This is a genomic window from Nitrosomonas sp. Is79A3, from assembly GCF_000219585.1.
In the GTDB taxonomy this organism is placed as follows: domain Bacteria; phylum Pseudomonadota; class Gammaproteobacteria; order Burkholderiales; family Nitrosomonadaceae; genus Nitrosomonas.
In genome coordinates, this window is sequence record NC_015731.1 from 2,577,993 (window position 1) to 2,596,780 (window position 18,788).

General features: G+C 46.0%; 22 protein-coding genes. 17 read left to right on the plus strand and 5 right to left on the minus strand.

All coding sequences use genetic code 11. The annotated features are described in order from the left end of the window. The first annotated feature begins 413 nt into the window (after nt 1-413). Nucleotides 414-1,283 carry a hypothetical protein gene (locus NIT79A3_RS11970; RefSeq protein ID WP_013966451.1) on the plus strand — a complete coding sequence of 290 codons (870 nt, stop codon included), beginning with the start codon at nt 414-416 and terminating at the stop codon, nt 1,281-1,283. Nucleotides 1,284-1,810: 527 nt separating this feature from the next. Here NIT79A3_RS11970 and NIT79A3_RS11980 read toward each other — a convergent pair. Beyond that, a complete protein-coding gene (locus tag NIT79A3_RS11980; protein WP_013966452.1) occupies nt 1,811-2,329 on the minus strand; it encodes a hypothetical protein in 519 nt (172 codons plus the stop codon). Between the two features lie 65 nt (nt 2,330-2,394). On the opposite strand from NIT79A3_RS11980, the gene NIT79A3_RS11985 reads away from it, so the two are divergent. From NIT79A3_RS11985 to NIT79A3_RS12050, 14 genes are all read left to right on the plus strand, one after another. Continuing rightward, a complete protein-coding gene (locus tag NIT79A3_RS11985; protein ID WP_013966453.1) occupies nt 2,395-2,667 on the plus strand; it encodes a hypothetical protein in 273 nt (90 codons plus the stop codon). A gap of 291 nt (nt 2,668-2,958) precedes the next feature. Continuing rightward, the gene (locus tag NIT79A3_RS11990) at nt 2,959-3,258 is read left to right on the plus strand and encodes a hypothetical protein (protein ID WP_013966454.1); all 300 of its coding nucleotides are present in this window, start codon (nt 2,959-2,961) and stop codon (nt 3,256-3,258) included. A 61-nt stretch (nt 3,259-3,319) separates the two neighbouring features. After that, nucleotides 3,320-3,661, plus strand: coding sequence for a hypothetical protein (locus NIT79A3_RS11995; protein ID WP_013966455.1), 342 nt, complete (start codon nt 3,320-3,322; stop codon nt 3,659-3,661). A gap of 2 nt (nt 3,662-3,663) precedes the next feature. After that, nucleotides 3,664-4,518 (plus strand): DUF2303 family protein, encoded by an 855-nt coding sequence (locus NIT79A3_RS12000; protein ID WP_013966456.1) that lies wholly within the window; start codon nt 3,664-3,666, stop codon nt 4,516-4,518. Between the two features lie 42 nt (nt 4,519-4,560). Then, nucleotides 4,561-5,148: a hypothetical protein gene (locus tag NIT79A3_RS12005; protein WP_013966457.1), complete on the plus strand. Its 588-nt coding sequence runs from the start codon at nt 4,561-4,563 to the stop codon at nt 5,146-5,148. After that, nucleotides 5,145-5,327 (plus strand): hypothetical protein, encoded by a 183-nt coding sequence (locus NIT79A3_RS12010; protein ID WP_013966458.1) that lies wholly within the window; start codon nt 5,145-5,147, stop codon nt 5,325-5,327. The genes NIT79A3_RS12005 and NIT79A3_RS12010 overlap by 4 nt, the downstream gene beginning before the upstream one ends. Before the next feature lie 16 nt (nt 5,328-5,343). Next, nucleotides 5,344-6,324, plus strand: a complete 981-nt coding sequence (locus NIT79A3_RS17925) for a hypothetical protein (protein ID WP_013966459.1) — start codon at nt 5,344-5,346, stop codon at nt 6,322-6,324. Nucleotides 6,325-6,593: 269 nt separating this feature from the next. Next, nucleotides 6,594-6,773, plus strand: coding sequence for a hypothetical protein (locus tag NIT79A3_RS12020; protein WP_013966460.1), 180 nt, complete (start codon nt 6,594-6,596; stop codon nt 6,771-6,773). A gap of 289 nt (nt 6,774-7,062) precedes the next feature. Continuing rightward, on the plus strand, nt 7,063-8,055 hold the full coding sequence (locus NIT79A3_RS17930; RefSeq protein ID WP_198009356.1) for an antA/AntB antirepressor family protein: 993 nt from the start codon (nt 7,063-7,065) through the stop codon (nt 8,053-8,055). A 78-nt stretch (nt 8,056-8,133) separates the two neighbouring features. Then, nucleotides 8,134-8,628, plus strand: a complete 495-nt coding sequence (locus NIT79A3_RS12030; protein WP_041360340.1) for a hypothetical protein — start codon at nt 8,134-8,136, stop codon at nt 8,626-8,628. Nucleotides 8,629-8,635: 7 nt separating this feature from the next. Beyond that, nucleotides 8,636-8,893, plus strand: a complete 258-nt coding sequence (locus NIT79A3_RS12035; protein WP_013966463.1) for a hypothetical protein — start codon at nt 8,636-8,638, stop codon at nt 8,891-8,893. Then, nucleotides 8,893-9,339 (plus strand): single-stranded DNA-binding protein, encoded by a 447-nt coding sequence (gene ssb, locus NIT79A3_RS12040; RefSeq protein ID WP_013966464.1) that lies wholly within the window; start codon nt 8,893-8,895, stop codon nt 9,337-9,339. Before NIT79A3_RS12035 ends, ssb begins: the two co-directional genes overlap by 1 nt. 42 nt (nt 9,340-9,381) lie before the next feature. Further along, nucleotides 9,382-9,597: a DUF4224 domain-containing protein gene (locus NIT79A3_RS12045; protein WP_013966465.1), complete on the plus strand. Its 216-nt coding sequence runs from the start codon at nt 9,382-9,384 to the stop codon at nt 9,595-9,597. Between the two features lie 38 nt (nt 9,598-9,635). Beyond that, complete coding sequence (locus tag NIT79A3_RS12050; protein WP_198009358.1) at nt 9,636-10,601, plus strand: tyrosine-type recombinase/integrase; 966 nt, start codon at nt 9,636-9,638, stop codon at nt 10,599-10,601. Nucleotides 10,602-10,657: 56 nt separating this feature from the next. On the opposite strand, the gene NIT79A3_RS12055 is transcribed toward NIT79A3_RS12050, so the two are convergent. The 3 genes from NIT79A3_RS12055 to NIT79A3_RS12065 all read right to left on the minus strand — a co-directional run bounded on the left by NIT79A3_RS12055 (nt 10,658) and on the right by NIT79A3_RS12065 (nt 15,481). Further along, on the minus strand, nt 10,658-11,518 hold the full coding sequence (locus tag NIT79A3_RS12055) for an SPFH domain-containing protein (protein WP_198009359.1): 861 nt from the start codon (nt 11,516-11,518) through the stop codon (nt 10,658-10,660). Nucleotides 11,519-11,740: 222 nt separating this feature from the next. Continuing rightward, nucleotides 11,741-13,021: a hypothetical protein gene (locus NIT79A3_RS12060; protein WP_013966468.1), complete on the minus strand. Its 1,281-nt coding sequence runs from the start codon at nt 13,019-13,021 to the stop codon at nt 11,741-11,743. Nucleotides 13,022-13,246: 225 nt separating this feature from the next. Next, nucleotides 13,247-15,481, minus strand: coding sequence for a hypothetical protein (locus NIT79A3_RS12065; RefSeq protein ID WP_013966469.1), 2,235 nt, complete (start codon nt 15,479-15,481; stop codon nt 13,247-13,249). A gap of 586 nt (nt 15,482-16,067) precedes the next feature. Between NIT79A3_RS12065 and NIT79A3_RS12070 the strand changes: the two genes are divergently transcribed. Both NIT79A3_RS12070 and NIT79A3_RS12075 read left to right on the plus strand, forming a co-directional pair. After that, nucleotides 16,068-16,769: an OmpA family protein gene (locus tag NIT79A3_RS12070; RefSeq protein WP_013966470.1), complete on the plus strand. Its 702-nt coding sequence runs from the start codon at nt 16,068-16,070 to the stop codon at nt 16,767-16,769. Further along, nucleotides 16,769-17,980: an AAA family ATPase gene (locus NIT79A3_RS12075; protein WP_013966471.1), complete on the plus strand. Its 1,212-nt coding sequence runs from the start codon at nt 16,769-16,771 to the stop codon at nt 17,978-17,980. The genes NIT79A3_RS12070 and NIT79A3_RS12075 overlap by 1 nt, the downstream gene beginning before the upstream one ends. 118 nt (nt 17,981-18,098) lie before the next feature. On the opposite strand, the gene NIT79A3_RS12080 is transcribed toward NIT79A3_RS12075, so the two are convergent. Next, nucleotides 18,099-18,572, minus strand: a complete 474-nt coding sequence (locus NIT79A3_RS12080; RefSeq protein ID WP_013966472.1) for a PEP-CTERM sorting domain-containing protein — start codon at nt 18,570-18,572, stop codon at nt 18,099-18,101. Nucleotides 18,573-18,788: the final 216 nt, after the last annotated feature.

The following is an 18,788-nucleotide window of genomic DNA, read 5'->3' on the forward strand; positions in this document are numbered from 1 at the left end:
ATTGGCTGCTCGGTCAAATAAAAGCCTAGGAGACCGTGCTATGACCACCCCTGGATGAACAAGCATTACGGAGGTAATACTGCAAATATTTCTGCAGGCATTCTGAAAGCTTTAGAATATTTCTTACATATCAGCGGATTTAGTGTGAGGTTAACTATCACTACCAATTGGTGCGAAACCGTCACATGCAAATGTGAAAATGGGAACAGGTATTAATTAATGAACTGAGAATGAATTGAACAATCTTAATATTTAGCCGATAATAAAAAATATCTCTCTACTTGTTATGAAAATGTTCGAATTTCTATTCTCAAAAAAAACAGCTAAACCTTATCTTGATATTCAGAAGATGAAGGATTCTATTGAGAAAGATGAAGCTCAAATAATCAAAGAACAAGAAGAGTTTAAAAAAAATGCAGAACGAACACGAGCAGAGATCGAACGAGGGGTCAGACCTCCCGGAAAAAAATTCCGTTTATGATTTTCTTTATCATGACATTCAACGTATAGGTTCATTTCTTTCGCAATTCGATCCTAACGGACATTTGCAAAGTTCGATCAACTCAAGTTACCTGTCACAAAGCAGAAGTGCCTCATCAGAAAAATCCATTACGGCGAAATTGCCTGCCATAGCTGAAGGAAAAACAACAACTGGCCATGGTAATGCCGAAGTTAACAATAACGGTTCCTCAAGGACCTACGATCCCTTATGGCAAAACTCCATAGCATTGCTTGATTACTTAGAGCAGAGAAACTTGATAGGCAGGGACATTATGCAATCACATATAGGACAATTTGTTCTTGTATCTGGCAAATTATTCATGTTCGATATGGGATTTATGCAGAAATTAACACAAGGAACGATGCTTAAGAAAGCGTTTGTAAGTGGCTACACTGGAGCAGAAGTAAATAAGAACAATAAAAATAGCAAAGCCGAAGTTGAAACTGTATTAGAAGTTCTTGCATCACTCCCAGGGTCTATTCAAGCACGTATTATAGGAGATGGTTTTTCTGTCTGGTCAACACTTAGAGCCGAGGGTTTATCACTATCAACAGATGATCTTCATTTAAAACACGGCCCAAATATTGCGGGGAGCTGGAATGTGTTAGGTATTTTAGATGCACTACCAGACAACGATACCATCGCTGATTTTTCGTTCTTGCCACCATTCCAATTATCCCTCGCAAATTTCTCTAATTTGATTAGACCAACATTTGGAAGATCCTCTGATTATTTCGGCATAACACCACTATTGGTTTTTAGAGAAGTGACGGGGAATTAGGAAAATTATATACCAGCATCAAAGCCCACCACCTAAGCCATGCTGCTGGCCGTGCTGGGGTTGTTGGGTTTGTGGGTTTGTGGGGCGCATACAAGTGGTGATATAAAGAAGCGCGTTTTCAGACAGGAAAGAAAACGCGCTTTAGAAATGATGAAATATAATGACCCAGTTATCAAAACTTAGAGGGGATCGATAACTGGGAGACTGCTGCGGCAAGACGTGGTGGCATCAGTCTTGTATAACTATATCAGTCTACTTATGAAGTTTTTGTGATAAAAATATAAGCGGAAACAAATCGAAACCCAGCCTTCTTCGCGTTGTATAGGTTCAATGGCTCGTTTGCCGGAGGATACATATCTTGAGCCTGCAAGCAGAAATTGGCAAGCATCCCGGCGATCGCAAACAAATACACAGAAACCGCAGCAACTGAATACCTAAGGAATAACATGAACCAACACACAAGAGCAGATCCTCCTCCACCGCCACCGAAGAAGAAAGATCAGTGGGAGGAAAAGAAGCACAAGTAGCTAGGCAAAAACAGCCCATATAACTAACGGAGACAACGATAACAAGCCTAACGCAATCGCCACGCTTAGATAAAAAACCTTGCTACTATTACTCCGCTTACTCATTTCAATATCGTCAATGAGATCATATAACACGTAAGCATACATATGCCCGATGTGTTTATCTTTAATAGTCAGGTAATCCTGCCTATCCAGCCAATCTTCAGGATTCCTGCCTAAAACACCATATTTTTCTATATTAATAACCACAAACAACATCACAACACCAGCACAAAAAAATAAAGCTGACCCGATCAGCCAATAAGAAAGACCATCTGACCGCTCAGCCAAGCCAAATAACGCGAATGCAGCAGCAATATAACCGGCGAACAAAATGAATGCCTTCTGCTCCAACTCCCGCTTGATGCTCAGCGTATCTTCCAGTCGTTGATTGGCCAGAACCAAATAGAACTTGATCGCTTCGGTATTCAATCCGGTTAGTTTACCGATCTGGTCTTTCGTCAAAATATTACTTTCCATAAAACTATCCCTCCAATTAAAACTGATAAAATCATTCAAAAACCACCAAATCCATAGGATCAATAATGAACGATAAAGACCGCATCAAACAAGAAATTACCAAAGAGATCACCGAAAACTTAGGCGTAGCACTCGCACTAATAGTTGGAGGTATCGCCAGAGAAATTGGGCCCGAGAAACTTTTGATTTCCTTACGCGCAAATCTAGATCAAGCGCGCACCAGGCCCAAGATACCTGAGAACGCAATCGAAATAGCCAGCTACGCAGTCGTATACCTAGAGGCGCAATGCCGGAACAATCGGCGCGACGAGGATGGTGGCGGCCAACATAAGCACTAAGCCTCTCCACTCCATCCCATTTTAATCCAGACAACCATTCCTTCACTTCACGCTTATTCATAACCATCTCCTTTAATTAACATTTAAATAACCCGCTCAGGCGGGTTTTTTATTGCCCAAACTCCACACACGCAGCAACAAGAATTCCACCCACAGGAAAATAATATCACAAATATTAGTAATGCCTATTGACATGGTGATAAGTAATGCCTAATATTTACCTATCAACAAAAACCATAAGTCGTAAGCGCAGGGAAAGTTGATCTTAAAAACCACTTTAAAGGACGCAAAATGAAAAAATTATTTCTAGCCGTATTACTGCTTGCCGCCGCATCTGTTCAAGCTGCTGAATTTTATGTTCCAACCGGTGTAATGGCGGTTTATCCAGGCATCGTCAATGAGCCATATTCCGCGCCGCTGGATAATCGCCTGAAGTTTGCTGACAAGGATGATTGCGACAAGGCAATTGAAGAAATAGCCAAATCAAAAGCTATTTACGTAAGCACTGACAACGGGACACAAAGACCTGAGCAGGACGCAGCCACATCGATTGTTGTGGTAGCCGGAGCCTGCATCAAGCAATCTGAATAGCAGTCAACCAACCAATGCGCCGGGTTCGCCCGGCATTCTTTGGGCACAAGAGGAAGTAATCATGACCAAACCCATCACAGACACGATGCACCACATCGGCGGCGGATTCTTTATCTCAACCGCCAGCGACAAAATGGCCGAACTGGTGCAGAAAGTTAACGAATCCGGCAAAGCCGGAAAAATCGAGCTGACCATATCTGTCAAGAAACAAACCAAAAGCGGCGCCATGCACATCACCGGCAAAGTAAAGGCCACCATGCCAGCGGAAGAACCAATGGAAACGCTGCTGTTCGCCACTGAAGACGGCAGCCTGACACCGAACAATCCCTACCAGCACGACTTGGATCTGAAAGTGGTCAAGCAAGACACCCAACCACTTAAAACCGTTGAAGGAACAAATTAATCATGGAAAGTTTAGAAACCAAAGCCAGCGAAACGCAGGCGATTATTGATCTGGCATCATCGATCACACCTATTGAGATAGCAGGTCAAGACCACATGAAGCGCGTGGCGCTGCCACCAGGCTGGAAACTGGAAGAGAAAGACGACGAAAAACTTCTGCCGCAACCAATGCGCAAAAAAGGCACCGTCAATCTGGACGATGTTGATAGTTACATCGGATACATTAATCGCCACAAATCACTTGAATCTACGGTTATTTATGTAATTGCTAATTATGTCAGTGGCGCCGTCCATTTTAAATGCATCATTAACGATCATGAAGCATATTTAGGAACCTCACCAACCCAAGACTGGAAAGACTTTGTCGCATTTTATGAACCAAGAAAATCCGTCGAATGGGACCGCTGGAATGTAAAGAACAAAGAACCATTCTCCCAGTTTGAATTCGCCCTCTTCTTGGAAGACAACCTCCAAGACATCGCCGCAGTCGAAGGCATGCCAACCGCCCAGCAATTGCTTGAAATGGCAACAAAGTTCCAGGCGACCATGGACATGCGCTACAAATCAAATATCCGCACGCAAAGCGGCGGCATGAACCTTACGTTTGTTAACGACGATGACGCGCAAACCGTCGAGACCATGAAACTGTTTGAAAAAATATCAATCGGCATACCTGTTTTCTGGGGTGGAGCAGCCTATCGTATTGATGCTCGGCTGCGTTACCGCGCCAAGGATGGCGGTTTGAAGTTCTGGTACGAGCTAATACGTGAAGACAAAGTCATGGAAGACGCCACCAAGACCATGATCGACAAGATTAAGGCAGATACAGGCGTTCCACTTTTCTTCGGCAGACCATAAGGAAACGAAAACCCATTTCCCTTAACTAACCGGAATATAACCATGACCCAACCACTCAAACTAATCGGCCTGGCAGGCCCGGCAGGCTGCGGCAAGGACCCCGTCGCGCAGATACTGTGCGACACGCAGGAATTCCGCCGCATCTCACTGGTAGACCCAATCCGCCAAGGGATTTCAACTATGTTAGAAATCCCATGGGACCATATGATTGACCATGAACTGAAAGAACTCCCCATGGCTGAACTCTGCGGCAAATCCCCACGCCAGGCCATGCAAACGCTTGGCACAGAATGGGGCAGGAACTGCATCGATCCACACATCTGGCTTAAAGTTGCCGAGCGCAAGATGGAATACATCAGACGATTAGCAGAAACCGGCAACGCCTACATCAGCGGAATAGTGATTAGCGATATCCGCTTCCCCGGTGAAGCCAAATGGCTGCGCGAACAAGGTGGATCCATCTGGCACATCCGCCGGCCGAATAACCCGAACGCCACCAAAGCCGGGCACGAGAGCGAAATACCGCTGATCCCGGAAGAAGGCGATTCATTCATCATCAATGACGGCGATATCGATAAGCTGTTTGACGATGTACTTATGTTGATGCAACCAAGCAAGGAGGCAGCATGATCCCCTTCGATACTAAAAACTACCGTGCACACAGCCACAACCTATTCAGCACATCGGGATACTCAGTGATCGCAATCGTACTGCTGGTGATACTGCTGGCCTATATGGGAGAAAGAGACCGGGAAGCACATGTGAAGCGCGTGCAGGAAGTGGCATCCAGTCAGTGCGCAGCCAATTAATAAGGAGTCATCTGAAATGTTTGATTTCATGAGAGAGAAAGAGGAATCAGTAATCATGGACATCAACCCAGAGGTTGCCAAGCAGCTTCTGGGCACAAGCCCTGGGAATAGAAAAACACGACGCTGGCATGTTGACATCCTGGCCGACTCAATGGCCAGGGGAGAATGGAGAGTAACCAGCCAAGGCATTGGTATAGATAGAAACGGCCGCCTGAGAGATGCGCATCATAGATTAATGGCAGTAATCAAATCCGGAGTGACGATCAAGAGCGTAGTTGTTATGGGTTTACCATTAAATTCATACGAGGTAATAGATACCGGCATTAAAAGGAATTTATCAGATCTCCTGAACGAGAATAAGCGTGTCACAGACATACTGAATGTTGCTGCAGCCATTGTTTTTGATGCGAGAAGAACGGTATCAGTTGACCAGATGCGCCCAATTATTGACTCAGGTTTATACGACACAGCAAAATCGCTTATTAATTTCTGTGGCACAGCACGATCGTTCTATTCCTCAGCTCCGATCAAATTGGCAGCGTGCGCGACAATCATGGGCGGCGGTGATGCGGACTACGTGATGCAGCAATACAAAGCATTATGCACACTCAATTTCAAACTCATGTCGACGGCATCAATGTCACTTGTAAAACAAGTGGACGATGGCAAGGCTAATGCAAAGAACAGCAGGAAAGACACCATCGCCAGAGGATTGCGGGTTTTTGATGTAAAACAAAAAGACTGCGATAAATCCAATATAAAACAAGAGGATCTCGATTCTGCAAGCAGATTAGTCCTGGATGTGTTGAAAATAAAAATCGCCGAGTCAGAGACGAAACCGCAGATTAATGAAACGCCGCCGGAAAATATAAAGCAAAAAGCCAGCAAAGATCCACTCATCGATGAGGAGCTGAAGGAGCTGCTGGCACAGCCGAACCCGGAACGAGAAAGCTATGTGCATATTTCCGGCAACAGAAAGAAGTTTGCCAAGGCTTAGGCGGCATCTGTTGGTACTCCAACTATATGGAGCACCAACAAGAAAGAGCGCTGCCAGTAAAAAAGCACTTCCCATAATGCGGGTTATATGAAAGCCGGACATAGCATTAGCACGGTTGTGGATCGCTCTTTCTTGTTGGTGAATAGCGCAGTGATGATGCGCTCGCACGTAAGTGCGGCGGCAAGGTGGAGCGTAGAAGCTCACAACCGGCAAGTGGGGCAAACACATCTCTCACCGCCAACTCAAATGTAAATATAGAGGATCAAAATATGAAAAACGCAATATTAATAGAGCTTGCAAAAATCTGGACATCTCAGGCCGAAACACCTGAAATACAAGATGGTAGCGAAGACGCGAAATTAAGAAACGCTCGTGACAAAGGTGCGAGAGAGACAAAGAGAGAGTGTGCAGACACATTAAGAATGCTGGTAAACACATTCAAAGAGTAAGTGGAAAAACATTGAACTCAACACAACCAATCATGCAGAAAACTACCGGAATTGAGGCGCAATAATGTTTCCAGCTATGTTCGATACCGCACGGAAAAGAATAGGAAATGTACCGATAATTATTCCAAAGTCTATTCATAACATTCCCTTTTCGCTTGTTAGGAATAGCCCGCACCAGCCCGGATGCCTCACCTCATCTAGCCGGAGGGCTGGAAGATTCTCTCTCACCAGTGCGCGTTTCCTTCCCCTTTCTTCGCGCACTGGTTTTTTTATTTTTGGGCGGTACATTTTGGGAGCCGAAAGGCTAGCCGATTCACTTGACCGGCCTAACAACCAGACTAGTACTGCCCACCCTAATTCAAATAATGTATTGACATTTCAGCTTGTTCGGGATTATTCTTTCCCCGTCACTGCAAAATCAGTGGCCGGGTTTGACAGCCCAGAGAAAGCGGCGAATAGCCGCAATGTTTCAAGCAATGCGGTTTTTTTACGTCTAGTGTCGCCCTTTATGGGTGGTCTGGACGGGGAACCGCAAGGTTCGCCGGTTCGCTTTCCCGGTCTGTCAACCCGTCTAGTTCCGCCCACCTGTTTGACAGCAGGTGTTCGGTTAAACCAACTAAACGAAAGCGAGCACATCATGACGAACATCATCCCCGTTGTATCCCGCATTTTCCAAGGCAAACCAACCCCAGCAGTAGACGCAGAAAACTTATACTCATTTTTGAGTATAACTACCAGGTTCGATACTTGGTTCAATCGGCGCGTCTCTGAATACGGTTTTGTGGAAGGAGAAAGCTATTGCTCAAATTTGAGCGATAGGTCTGACGGCAAAGCCGGGAAACCTCGCAACAAATATTATGTAACTCTCGACATGGCCAAAGAACTGGCGATGGTCGAACGTACCGAGAAAGGACGCGAAGCCCGCCGCTATTTCATCGAATGCGAAAAGCAACTGAAAGAAAAGCAGCAAGCCAAAGCACTACCCAACCTGGAAAAGAAACGCTACCACTACCCGCGCCACCTGCTCGAACAAGAATATTTCACCTCACCAACCCGGTCAGCCAAGCTCAGCATATCCATGCTCGGCAATGAGAAAGAATTCTCATCAACGCTGCTAAACCTGCTGCTTGAACTGAAAATGGACGGCCACAACGTCCACGCACCCTACGACGAATACATGGCCATGCGTGAAGCAATCATCAAAGCCAACCGCGCCATGGATGAAATCCTGCACATCGTACTCAAAGCAACCGCACAACCGGCCAGCACGGCGGGTAACTGAATCTCTCACTGTTGATCAACCAAACCAAACGGAGGCCATCATGTAAACGCAAACCAGAATCAATCTAGCACACATTAAATGAGTAGCTGCCCGGACGTCTTCCCGGGCAGCTTTAAAGAAGGGAAAAGAATGGGAAAAGTAATTATTGCTGGCGTCGAGGTGCATTCATACAAGTGTGGCGCGCCGATGTTTTCATCACATGACGTCGCACTCTCAATCGCAGCCGACATACAAGCAGGAACATACTTCAGGAGGAAACTTTCGATGCACAAAAAAGATATAGACGAAGCCAGACAATCAGTTAACGAGTCAGTCGATATGCTAGATCATTCCATTGCCAGAATGTGCGAAAAAGCCGATTTGTTGTCACTAACAGCAAAAAAAGCATCCTCGAACACTAGAGACTCAGCGAACAAATTGAATGAGGCAATAATTAAACTGCAGAAGCAAGCTGATTTCGAAAAACTGGAACGGTATGTCGCTCTTTTGGAACGAGCAAGTATCGCTTTAAACAAGCTGTCAGAGCTGAACGACACCGGGAAGCTCGGGAAAATCATTGAGTCATTGAAATAACAAGACGATGACAAAGAAATTAATAACACCGTATATGAGTACAGATCAAAAATGCCTTGACGATGTACTCCTTTGCCTCGCATCGACAATTGAGGACGGATTAATTTCTGCCGGAGCAAAGAGCGGGGAGTATACAAGGCTAGATTTGTTCGCATTGGCAGCACCATTTGCACTATCCATGTTTAATAACCCAGAATGCGATGTTTCTTACACAACAGGATATCCGCATGAACATCATGTCTTTTGTGACGAGGATGGCAAATAATGGCATCAGTTAATAAAGTAATACTCATAGGCAACTTGGGGAAAGACCCGGAAACCCGTTACATGTCAAACGGCGATGCTGTAACCAACATCACTTTGGCTACAACGGACACCTGGAAAGACAAGAATGGCGAGAAACAGGAAAAGACAGAATGGCATCGCGTAACTTTTTATCGCAAGCTAGCGGAAATTGCCGGTGAATACCTAAAGAAAGGCAGACCGGTATATATTGAGGGGAGACTTGAAACTAGGAAATGGACTGATAAAGATGGCGTGGAACGCTACACCACAGACATCATTGCAAATGATATGAAGATGCTGGGCAACAGACAGTCCGGAAATACTGATGAATCAGAGCAGCAGAACAAAACCACCCCATCAGCAGCTCGCGCAGGCGCGGGGAATGCTGGCGGGTTTGATGATATGGATGATGATATCCCATTTTAGAATATACCTATCGTAGTATTGTAAACAAACGCTTAATTGATTATGAGCATATTTCTGACAAAAGAAGAGCTTTTCGAAATGACTGAACGTCAGATACCATCTAAGCAAATAGAGTGGTTAATTAACCGTGGTTATAAATACGATGTTACCGCTGGCGGTAAAGTGCTTGTGTTACGCGATTATGTAAAAATGCGTTTTGGTATGCCGGTAGATGATAAGCAGTTCAACAAGACTGAGCCAGATTTCTCAAGTTTATGATAGCCAGACGAAAAACAAATCTACATTTGCCGCCGCGCATGTATTTGTACGAAGGGAAGCGTAAGCCAACTTATTACACTATCACTATTCACAATGAGAGGATTAATCTTAGCCATGATTTGCGTGAGGCGAAACGTAAGCTTCTTGAAATTGAGGAAGGCAGGCCGATTGCCGGGACGATTTCAGAATTGATCGAGCGCTATATGAAAGAAATCAGCCCGAAGAAAGCGCCAAAGACACACAAAGATGAGATAAGCAATTCCAAATTCTTGCTTGACGTATTCGGAAAAATGAATCCGGTTGATCTGCGCCCGGTGCACGTTGCAAAATATCTCGACAAGCGCGCCAAGGTTGCGCCGGTTAGAGCAAATAGGGAGAAATCGTTACTCTCTCACATATTCACAATGGCTATGCGGTGGGGAATAGTTGACGCAAACCCGTGCAAGGGAGTTGCAAGGAATAAAGAAACACCAAGGGATAGATTTATTACGGATGCTGAACTGGCAAGTTTTAGCGAGTACGCAATATCGACAGGAGAAACTGGGCGGCTTTTGGCTGAGGTTGCTAGACTGGCTTATTTAACCGGGCAGCGCAGAGGGGATCTGTTAAAGCTCAGGCTCGACCAAATAACCGATGACGGAATACTCATAATACAAGGCAAGACGCGCGCAAAGGTATTAATCCAGTGGACAGTCTCACTTCGTGACTGTGTATCGAAATTACGCGCTTCTCCGCGTCCTGTGCAAGGCATGTTTTTAATCTGCACGAAGAAAGGACAACCTTACGCCGACGCCGGTTTTAAATCCGTGTGGGGGAATGTTATGTCGGCTTGGTGCGATTTAGGGAACGAACGTTTTACGTTTCACGATCTTAGAGCAAAGGCAATAACGCGAATGATCGAGGACGGCAGAAACGCCAGCAATTTGTCAGGGCATGCAGGAGACGCTATGATAAATAAGGTGTACGACCGGCGCGCGGTAAAGAAGTCAAAAGCGGTGGAATAATTTTGTAAGATGGAAAAACATACCCGCATGGGCACGGCCTTTCAGAATACCTTGAATTACAAAATAAGCTCGTAACATTTTGATTTAAAACGACACACCCGCTGATCAGAAGTCAGCGATACAATTTTCTTGTCCTCGAGGTTCTTCAACGCCACCTCGACCATGCCCACTGCGCCATCCACCAATTTCTGGCGCGCCAGTACCACCGCTTCCGCTTGCTGGCGCCGCAGCATCGCATTGGCAATCTCCGGGGCATAGGCAAGGTGGGCGATCTTGGCTTCTTCAACCGCGATACCGGCCACATCGACGTGCTGCTGGATTGATTCGCGCAACAATCCCGCAATGGCGTCCAAGTCGGTTCGCAAACTTTTCTTGCTACGCCCTCCTTCAGCAATTTCGGTATCGTCATACGCATGGCTACTGGCGACCTGGCGCACTGCAGATTCGCTCTGAATCTGAAGATAATTCAGCGTGCTCTCAACATCGAAAACCGCTCTGGCGGTATCCTGCACACGCCATGCGATGACTGCGGCAATTTCAATCGGACTACCGCGTTCATCATTCACTTTCAGAACCGGCGTGTTCCAATTATTGATACGCAATGACACGCTTGTTCTGCGATAAAACGGATTGACCCAAAAGAAACCGCTCTCGCATACGGTCCCGGCATAACTGCCGAAGAAAATCATCACAGCCGCTTGATTCGGTTCAAGCGTAAAAAAACCTTTGCAGAGAAATAGCGTCAATGCCAGCAACGCTGCGCCACCAATCAACTTGACAGGACCACCCGGCGTGGCAACGAGAAATACTGCAAACAAGAGCACCGGCAGTAATATCATCAACATCAACCAACCATTGGAGCCGGAAATAATTATCTCATCAGTGCCGATGGCATTACTGTTTGATTTCTGGTTCAAAATCATTCTCCCTTTGAGTTTGTGGATTCCAGTTATTGAAGATCTGTGACGGTTCCTATAAGCGCAAACTGTATTGAACTCAGTGGTGGATATGCTAAAAGTACGATTGTTATCGCATGCACCGCATAAAATCCTGCCCAAAGCATTGCCGGTTAAATCACCCCCGGCAAGGCCGGGAGTTTATGCAGTGGTTACAAGCCGCATAGGCATAAAATGGATGTGCTACGGGGCTTTGGGTTGTATATGCAACATCATCGGTTGTAGGCGCTTAGCTGTGCCCGGAGCGATCAAGCCCTTCAATTGCAAGGATTTAACTGCCGATTCCGGAGCACAATTGGCCACTTCGACTAGCTTCACAACCAGGGGATTGAAATACACATCAACACCCGTATAGCTACCTGCATCATCACCTTTATGGTCACCGCGGAATTTAAATTCCTTGACCGGCCCATTCGGACCGCCGCCCTGACGATCATCATTGTGGTCTGAATCAACATAGTGTGCCGAGCTTTCGACATTTCCTTCGATACTTTCAATACGCCAGCCTGATGGCGCTGTATAGTAAGATTCGACGCGCTCGCCTTCTGCTGTAGTCCAGTCACTGCGTGTCTCCTTCGCTTTCATCCAAAGCCGCAGATTGACGTGTGTACCATCATTGACCCAGCGCGCAGTAGCCCATACCTCTGGGCCATGTCCGTCATATTCCTTGTCGCCTCTGGTATGGGGTGGCGTATAGGACAGATAAGTATTACGCGCATAGGTTTCCGTTTTCTCCCGGCACACCGGAGTGGCCGGTTGGATAACGGCGATACTGGAAATAAGTTTGTTCTGCCATTCTAATGTCACGCGATTGCTCGCGTTTGACACCGGAACACCATTGGCGCCCAGATTGAGGGTCATATGATAGTGAGTAAGCCGGTCCAAATTGGAGGATACATCCAATGTGCGTGATTTATCCTGCAAGGTCACCTTAATGGGTGTGGTGTCGAAATCGTAACCAAAGAATTCCAGCTTATTGCGCCGGTTTGCATCCAATGCCATGTCCACCGCTGCTGGTACCACGTGACATAATGCCGGTTCCACTGGCGGTACCGTCTGATTAAGCAGATGAGCACGAATCCTCACCAGTGCCTGACGTACACGGGTACCGATAAAATCCGCATCACATCGCAGCTCAACACCGGTAGCGGCGACACTACGATTAAGCAAGTTAGAGATTTCATTACGCACCGTAGATTGTGCGTCAGCGGTCAACTGCTTGGTGGTATCCTGTAATACCGCTTGCCAGGATGAGGAATTACGTTCCAAAGCATCGATGGCGCCATCTAATGTAGCCACAGTATCGCCAGCGACATCACTTACTTTATCAGTCACGTCTTCGACCTTATCAGCAACGCCGCAACCGGAAACCAGGACCGGCACTAATATTGCCAGCCATAATAATCGACGAATTCCAGTGTATGCCTGAGTAAAGTGTGACAAGGGCCTTATGATTGTTGTCATGCTGTTAATCTCCCTATTGTTGTGAAACAGATTTGATTGCTATTGGGGGCGAAACAAAAATATAAAAGTTATTTTTTAAATTCATTATATCTATAAAAATAGATATTTAGTCAAACTTGTCGCTTCTGCTGATCCGCATTGGCGGGACCCAGTGTTTCTCGCTAAATGTTCGAGTTTTCTGGATTCCCGCTAACACGGAATGAATCGTTCTATTGTCGTGCGCTGTTACTCCTCAGGAGGTTCCGGTTCCAACGCGAAAGCGACTGGAACCGCCGTAGCATCTAAGTAGTCCAGTGTGCTCCAGCCATCGGTAGCCAGTGCATCCACATGCAGGTTTTCCGCAAAGGCTGCCTTTTCACAAGCACCAAGCAGGTTTGCAACCGGTACGTCATTACTGAACACGCTGTTCACGTTGCGTGTATAGCCGCCCAGGGTACTGGAGTTACTGCCGGCCGGCCCGCCTGCCGTTTCCACCACACCTGTACTACCACGCGCAATGGTAAAATTGAAGGTGGCAAAATTATTGGGGTGGCGCGCTTTAAAACTCACATGCGCATCCGAAGCCGCTTTATTGACATATTGCGCAAAACCGCAGCCGTCCGCCGTGTTGCCATCTACGTTCACAGGGTAGATTTCCGCTTCGCAGCGATTGTTGTCCACGCGCAGCACCAGCCGGAACGCAACGATTTTGCCAGTAGCATCACGGATCACGCGATCCTCCATATCACTTGGCAACGCTGGATGATGCGCGACAAGCTCCGTATCCACTGTGCCTGGGCCAAATGGTCCGAAACCGGTGGGCACCTTGAGTAACACATCCTCATTGCTGAGATTCACAAGCGTGCCATCGCTCTTGAACAACTCCAGCTTCAGCTCGTATTTACCGGCACCTGTGTTCGTATTGCCGCCATCCAGCAAATGTGACAAAAAGAAAGAACTCGCGGTATTTTCTCGCGCATCCACTTCCGGTGACCACGACGATGACACAGCACCCGGATTCAGCGGCGGATTGACCGGACGAATTTTGAACAAATTTTGCCCCGCGAATGCCGGATCAGGGCCCAGCAGATACGGCCTAAAAACGAGAGTACTATCCGCAAGAATTTCAGCGTAGTGGCGCACAACATCTTTGTCCATCGCGTGCCAAGCACCCACGGACGCTGTGACGCCATCCGCCAGTGTCAAACGCCGGTATGACCAGCGATAATGTGTGATACCGCTAGAGATGAGTGCATCACCAAACCACACGTGCGGCTCCAGGCTGCCACCGAATGGTTCACCTGCCGTGGTTAGCCCTTCATTTACGCCCGCACTGGAGCGTTGAATCTCCGGCATGCTCACGCCGTTGCCGATGAGCATTACTGCGACTTGTTTGCCAGGCAATGGGTTTGGGTCACCACACCAAGGTACGCGCGGATCAGTCACACGTATTGTCACGTCGCTACCACAAACGTAATCCCAATAGGTATTGCAACGAATAGGCGGGTGATACACCGTGGTCCACACACCGCCGATACAATATTCCACCCAGAAATACAAATCAGGATGATCGCCCGCACACAAATACCAAATTGTGGTGTCAAAGCGCCCCTGGCTGTCGGTATCCAGTACGGCCAATTCATCACACCGGTAGAAATACGGCCACAACCATGGCCAGTAACACAAATACGGACGGATCAGCACGTGATTTTCGAGCAAAACTTGGCGCATGATGTTAACTGATGCAGAACTCAATCCAGACTTCAGCGCAAATGGCAGGTCTAAATTTGCTGCTTTGGGCAGCAATGGTTGCGGGTTGAGCATTGCTTGCGCACCAGATTTAACCGGCTCTGCCCCCTGCTTAATCGTGACTGCCTGTGCGCGTGCGAGATTACGCGGCGTGAGATCGCGCATTACAGCATCAATACGGAAAGGTATTGGATCCGGTTCGGGCGGACGTGGAATCGGGATTTCGATCAATTCCAGCAACTCATCGCGAATGCGGCGAATGATATCATCAGGCAGCCGTGGAATAAGCAGATACAGCGGATCGACTTCGCACACGTGCACACGTGCATGACACACCGGCATTTCGTGGTGTTCTCCGCCGATGACAACCGGGCGCACCACTTTGCCACGCACGCGGCAGGAACACCACAACCACCACTTCCAATTAATCTCTGGAATCGGCAACAGCTCATAATCATTTTTCTTCGGATCGAAATTCCACATCGGCTCATACGCTTGCAACCGCTCCATATCATTTAATGTGATCGGTTTGTCGCGATTAAGCGATGGCGAAGGCGCTGCGAAAAACAGCCGCGCAGGACGTTGCTCGTCATCCTTTATCTCCAGCTGAACTTCGCCTTTCTTGACAGTTGCGCTAGTAATCAACATACCGCGATGATCAAAAACGTATGCAACGATTGTCATTTCTTTTTCGGGTTTGCCTTCAAACCCGGCAGTGAATTTGAGTAACATACATACCTCCATTAAGCCTTTGATTATTTATAGACAACCAAGAAAAGCCGGCCAGAACCAACTAACTCTTTACGATGATTCCTTGAATTTTTCTTTTATTCCGCTGACCGGTTGTTGTCTTAACCATATCAATCATTTCATTGATGCTCTGCTTCTCCTTGAGATTTTCTCTTTCATTTGAACCGTAAGCATCACTGACAAATGATGATTCTTAACTTAGCACCTTGACAGTGGAACTGATGTGACAAACCCCACATGGAGCATCATAAAAATTGACACAATCGAATAAGATCTGGGTGAAAAGTATGGTGTTATGCTTCGATTAACTCGTTGGGGCAAAATTTGCACTGAACAGTACAAACTAATCTGATTACACTGCTGATACGCAACAGACAAGACCGCCGCACAGTCATACGGAATGTTGCAATCATTTTTTACACTGATCGCAACATTCCGCATTAAATACAAGATCTTTATAGAAGAATCCTATTCAGATGAGCAAAGCATCGTTCAATGCGTTAAAATATTTTGATTTGAGTCCGTTAATATTGGCTTAAGTTTAAAAACATATTAAATCGAGTACTTTATGATGCGTTCTATTGTTATTGGGCTGTCTGTTATATTTTTTTCCCTGACTGCCATTGTCACGTTTAAGGCGCTAAAACTTCCTGCATCCGCAACTTCTTATCAAGATTTCCGGCCAGAAATAATGCCTATGCCTGTACCGCCAGTTTCTGCACCTGCACCTTCACCTGCACTTGAATCAACCCCTGATGCTTTCAGTTATTCAACTGAAAATCCGGATTCCAATAAGACTCTTGTTGGAGGCGTTGAAAAAACAATTACCCAGTTTGAAAACCAACTGGCAACAACTGAAGGCACATTTAATGACACTAATACTGCCGATACTAAATCTCAACCGCGCATCCTGACAGTATTTGGTGGCAAAACATTTCCTTCCGGACAGGATGTTATCCAGGATGTTGCTTACGCTACGATTGAAAAATTGGTCAAAGAAATATCATCATCTCCAGGCAGTCGCATTCTGATAGAAGGCCATACCGACAACGTGCCAACCGGTAAACCAGGTAGTGACAATATGGATTTATCATTGCGCCGGGCAAAAGCCATCGCGAACATCTTGGTGTTGCACGGCATCCCGATGGATCGGATATCTGTCACTGGTTATGGTGATACAAATCCGATATATTCCAACACTACAGAAGAAGGCAGAGCAAAAAACCGTAGAGTCGAAGTAAAACTAATGCCGCAAGAAGGAAATAATTAATGCATATGTACGCACAGCACTTTAACCTTAATTTACTTCCATTTGAGAATGTACCGGACCCGCTATTCTTTTATGATCAGGGTGATCATGCTCGTATACGCAAACAAATCTCCGGATCTTTACAAAGCGGCCGAGGTTTAATCGTCGTAACCGGACCAATCGGCTCCGGCAAGACCACCCTCAGTCAGATGATAAAGTCTGATTTTCCCGAAGACATCAAGGTAATCTGGATGGCTGAGCCGCCTGCAAGCAGCTCTGACCTGTATCTGTTTCTCGCGCAGGAGCTTGGATTACAACCTACATCATCCGAGAAAACCTTTGTAATGCGGGATATCAGAAATGCGCTGTTAAAAATCAATTCTGAAGGAAAAAAATGCCTAGTCATTATGGATGAATCACATCTGATGTCAGAGGATGTTATCAACGGCATTCGTTTACTGAACAATCTTGAAGAAGGATCCACCAAACTCATTCAGCTACTGCTTCTCGGTCAAGAAGAATTGATGGAAAAGATCAACAAACCGGAGATGGCGCCCTTTAAGCAGCGGATCGCCGCACTTGAAACACTGGGAAAAATGAATGTTGATAGAGTACTGAAATATATTACGCATCGTATTCAAGTAGCCGGTGGCGCCACCAGCCTCATTTCAGATACCGGGTGGGAAGCACTTTCGATCGCATTTAGCTCCGGCGGAACACCACGGACGATTAACTCTCTGTGTGACAGGTCATTCAATATCGCATATGAACGAAATAAATTAAACGTTGATGCGCAAGATGTTTATGAAGCGACACAGAGAATGGGATTGGTAACCGATGTGTTTCATTACATTATCTTGCTCAACAACAGAGAAAGAAAAAAACTGGAATCACAGCAAGTAACCGATAATGCTGCACCAGAAACAGCCCCCCCGTCACCTGAGAGAGAACAGCCCATATCACCTGTTGCAAAGAAAACAGAGCAGAAAAAAAAGGTTACGCCGAATAATGAAATGCCTGAAATTCCGGGAGTAAAAATAGATGTATCCGAGAAATCCTATGACGATATTGCTAAGTCAATTAAAGCCAAATATGAACAAAAAGGTTTAATGGTGCCTGCTACATTGCTGGCATTGTCAATGATCGCATTCATGATCAGTATTTGGTTCTTTTGTCACCGCACGGACTCTATAGGATTTCTCGGCTGTCTCATGGATTTACTCAGTTTTTGATTAACTCTTCCCGCCAATTAACTACTCCGTATTACCCTGTACTAGTAATCACCATCCAGTCACATAAAAAACCCCGCCACTCGGGCGGGGTTGCTTGAGGCGCGGTTTAATCTAGAACTTAAATATCCTTTTTCTTACGGCGCGATAGAAAACCCAGCAAACTCAGACCTGCAATTAATATAGCATATGTTTCCGGTTCGGGAACGGAGGATGTTGAAAAATCATTCCAATGGTCACCACCCTGTCCTAAACCAGGGTTAAAATCATGCCCGCCAAATACTTTTCCACCCCATGAATCTTTGTTATCCCCACTTGAAGGTGTGTAGTCATCATCATCCTTCAATGATAGATGACTTCCACCACTCCATGAGTCATGCTTATCATCGTAAAAAGCTTTTTTGTTTTCGCCAGTCGACTCATGATCTTTATCATCAGAAGACTCATGATCCTTATCACTTGATGATTTTTTGTTGTCTGATGAGGAATGTTTTTCGGACCCTTTCCCATCGCTTCCTGAAGCTGCATGAACCGCTCCACCCATGCAAAGAATACTTACGACAAATAATACAATTAGTTTCTTTAAATCAAACATTGTGAGTTTCCTCTCCCGATAAATAAGAATACTTTAACGGAACTTCGGGAGACAGTATTAATAGGTAATCACTACTTTCTTCTGGAATATGTGTGGAATCTTTGCGACGATGAAATACTGAATAAGCCCAACCAGCAATTTTTCAACGACCTGATAAACTCTGTTTGGTTAACTTAATCAGGAAATAATCCAGATTCCGAAGTAAAAAATGCCAGC

What these genes read in the sequence shown, in the direction of transcription:
- NIT79A3_RS11970 (WP_013966451.1), top strand. Translation starts at nt 414, where the DNA reads ATGCAGAACGAACACGAGCAGAGATCGAACGAGGGGTCAGACCTCCCG.
- NIT79A3_RS11980 (WP_013966452.1), bottom strand. Translation starts at nt 2,329, where the DNA reads ATGGAAAGTAATATTTTGACGAAAGACCAGATCGGTAAACTAACCGGA.
- NIT79A3_RS11985 (WP_013966453.1), top strand. Translation starts at nt 2,395, where the DNA reads ATGAACGATAAAGACCGCATCAAACAAGAAATTACCAAAGAGATCACC.
- NIT79A3_RS11990 (WP_013966454.1), top strand. Translation starts at nt 2,959, where the DNA reads ATGAAAAAATTATTTCTAGCCGTATTACTGCTTGCCGCCGCATCTGTT.
- NIT79A3_RS11995 (WP_013966455.1), top strand. Translation starts at nt 3,320, where the DNA reads ATGACCAAACCCATCACAGACACGATGCACCACATCGGCGGCGGATTC.
- NIT79A3_RS12000 (WP_013966456.1), top strand. Translation starts at nt 3,664, where the DNA reads ATGGAAAGTTTAGAAACCAAAGCCAGCGAAACGCAGGCGATTATTGAT.
- NIT79A3_RS12005 (WP_013966457.1), top strand. Translation starts at nt 4,561, where the DNA reads ATGACCCAACCACTCAAACTAATCGGCCTGGCAGGCCCGGCAGGCTGC.
- NIT79A3_RS12010 (WP_013966458.1), top strand. Translation starts at nt 5,145, where the DNA reads ATGATCCCCTTCGATACTAAAAACTACCGTGCACACAGCCACAACCTA.
- NIT79A3_RS17925 (WP_013966459.1), top strand. Translation starts at nt 5,344, where the DNA reads ATGTTTGATTTCATGAGAGAGAAAGAGGAATCAGTAATCATGGACATC.
- NIT79A3_RS12020 (WP_013966460.1), top strand. Translation starts at nt 6,594, where the DNA reads ATGAAAAACGCAATATTAATAGAGCTTGCAAAAATCTGGACATCTCAG.
- NIT79A3_RS12030 (WP_041360340.1), top strand. Translation starts at nt 8,134, where the DNA reads ATGAGTAGCTGCCCGGACGTCTTCCCGGGCAGCTTTAAAGAAGGGAAA.
- NIT79A3_RS12035 (WP_013966463.1), top strand. Translation starts at nt 8,636, where the DNA reads ATGACAAAGAAATTAATAACACCGTATATGAGTACAGATCAAAAATGC.
- ssb (WP_013966464.1), top strand. Translation starts at nt 8,893, where the DNA reads ATGGCATCAGTTAATAAAGTAATACTCATAGGCAACTTGGGGAAAGAC.
- NIT79A3_RS12045 (WP_013966465.1), top strand. Translation starts at nt 9,382, where the DNA reads ATGAGCATATTTCTGACAAAAGAAGAGCTTTTCGAAATGACTGAACGT.
- NIT79A3_RS12050 (WP_198009358.1), top strand. Translation starts at nt 9,636, where the DNA reads ATGTATTTGTACGAAGGGAAGCGTAAGCCAACTTATTACACTATCACT.
- NIT79A3_RS12060 (WP_013966468.1), bottom strand. Translation starts at nt 13,021, where the DNA reads ATGACAACAATCATAAGGCCCTTGTCACACTTTACTCAGGCATACACT.
- NIT79A3_RS12065 (WP_013966469.1), bottom strand. Translation starts at nt 15,481, where the DNA reads ATGTTACTCAAATTCACTGCCGGGTTTGAAGGCAAACCCGAAAAAGAA.
- NIT79A3_RS12070 (WP_013966470.1), top strand. Translation starts at nt 16,068, where the DNA reads ATGATGCGTTCTATTGTTATTGGGCTGTCTGTTATATTTTTTTCCCTG.
- NIT79A3_RS12075 (WP_013966471.1), top strand. Translation starts at nt 16,769, where the DNA reads ATGCATATGTACGCACAGCACTTTAACCTTAATTTACTTCCATTTGAG.
- NIT79A3_RS12080 (WP_013966472.1), bottom strand. Translation starts at nt 18,572, where the DNA reads ATGTTTGATTTAAAGAAACTAATTGTATTATTTGTCGTAAGTATTCTT.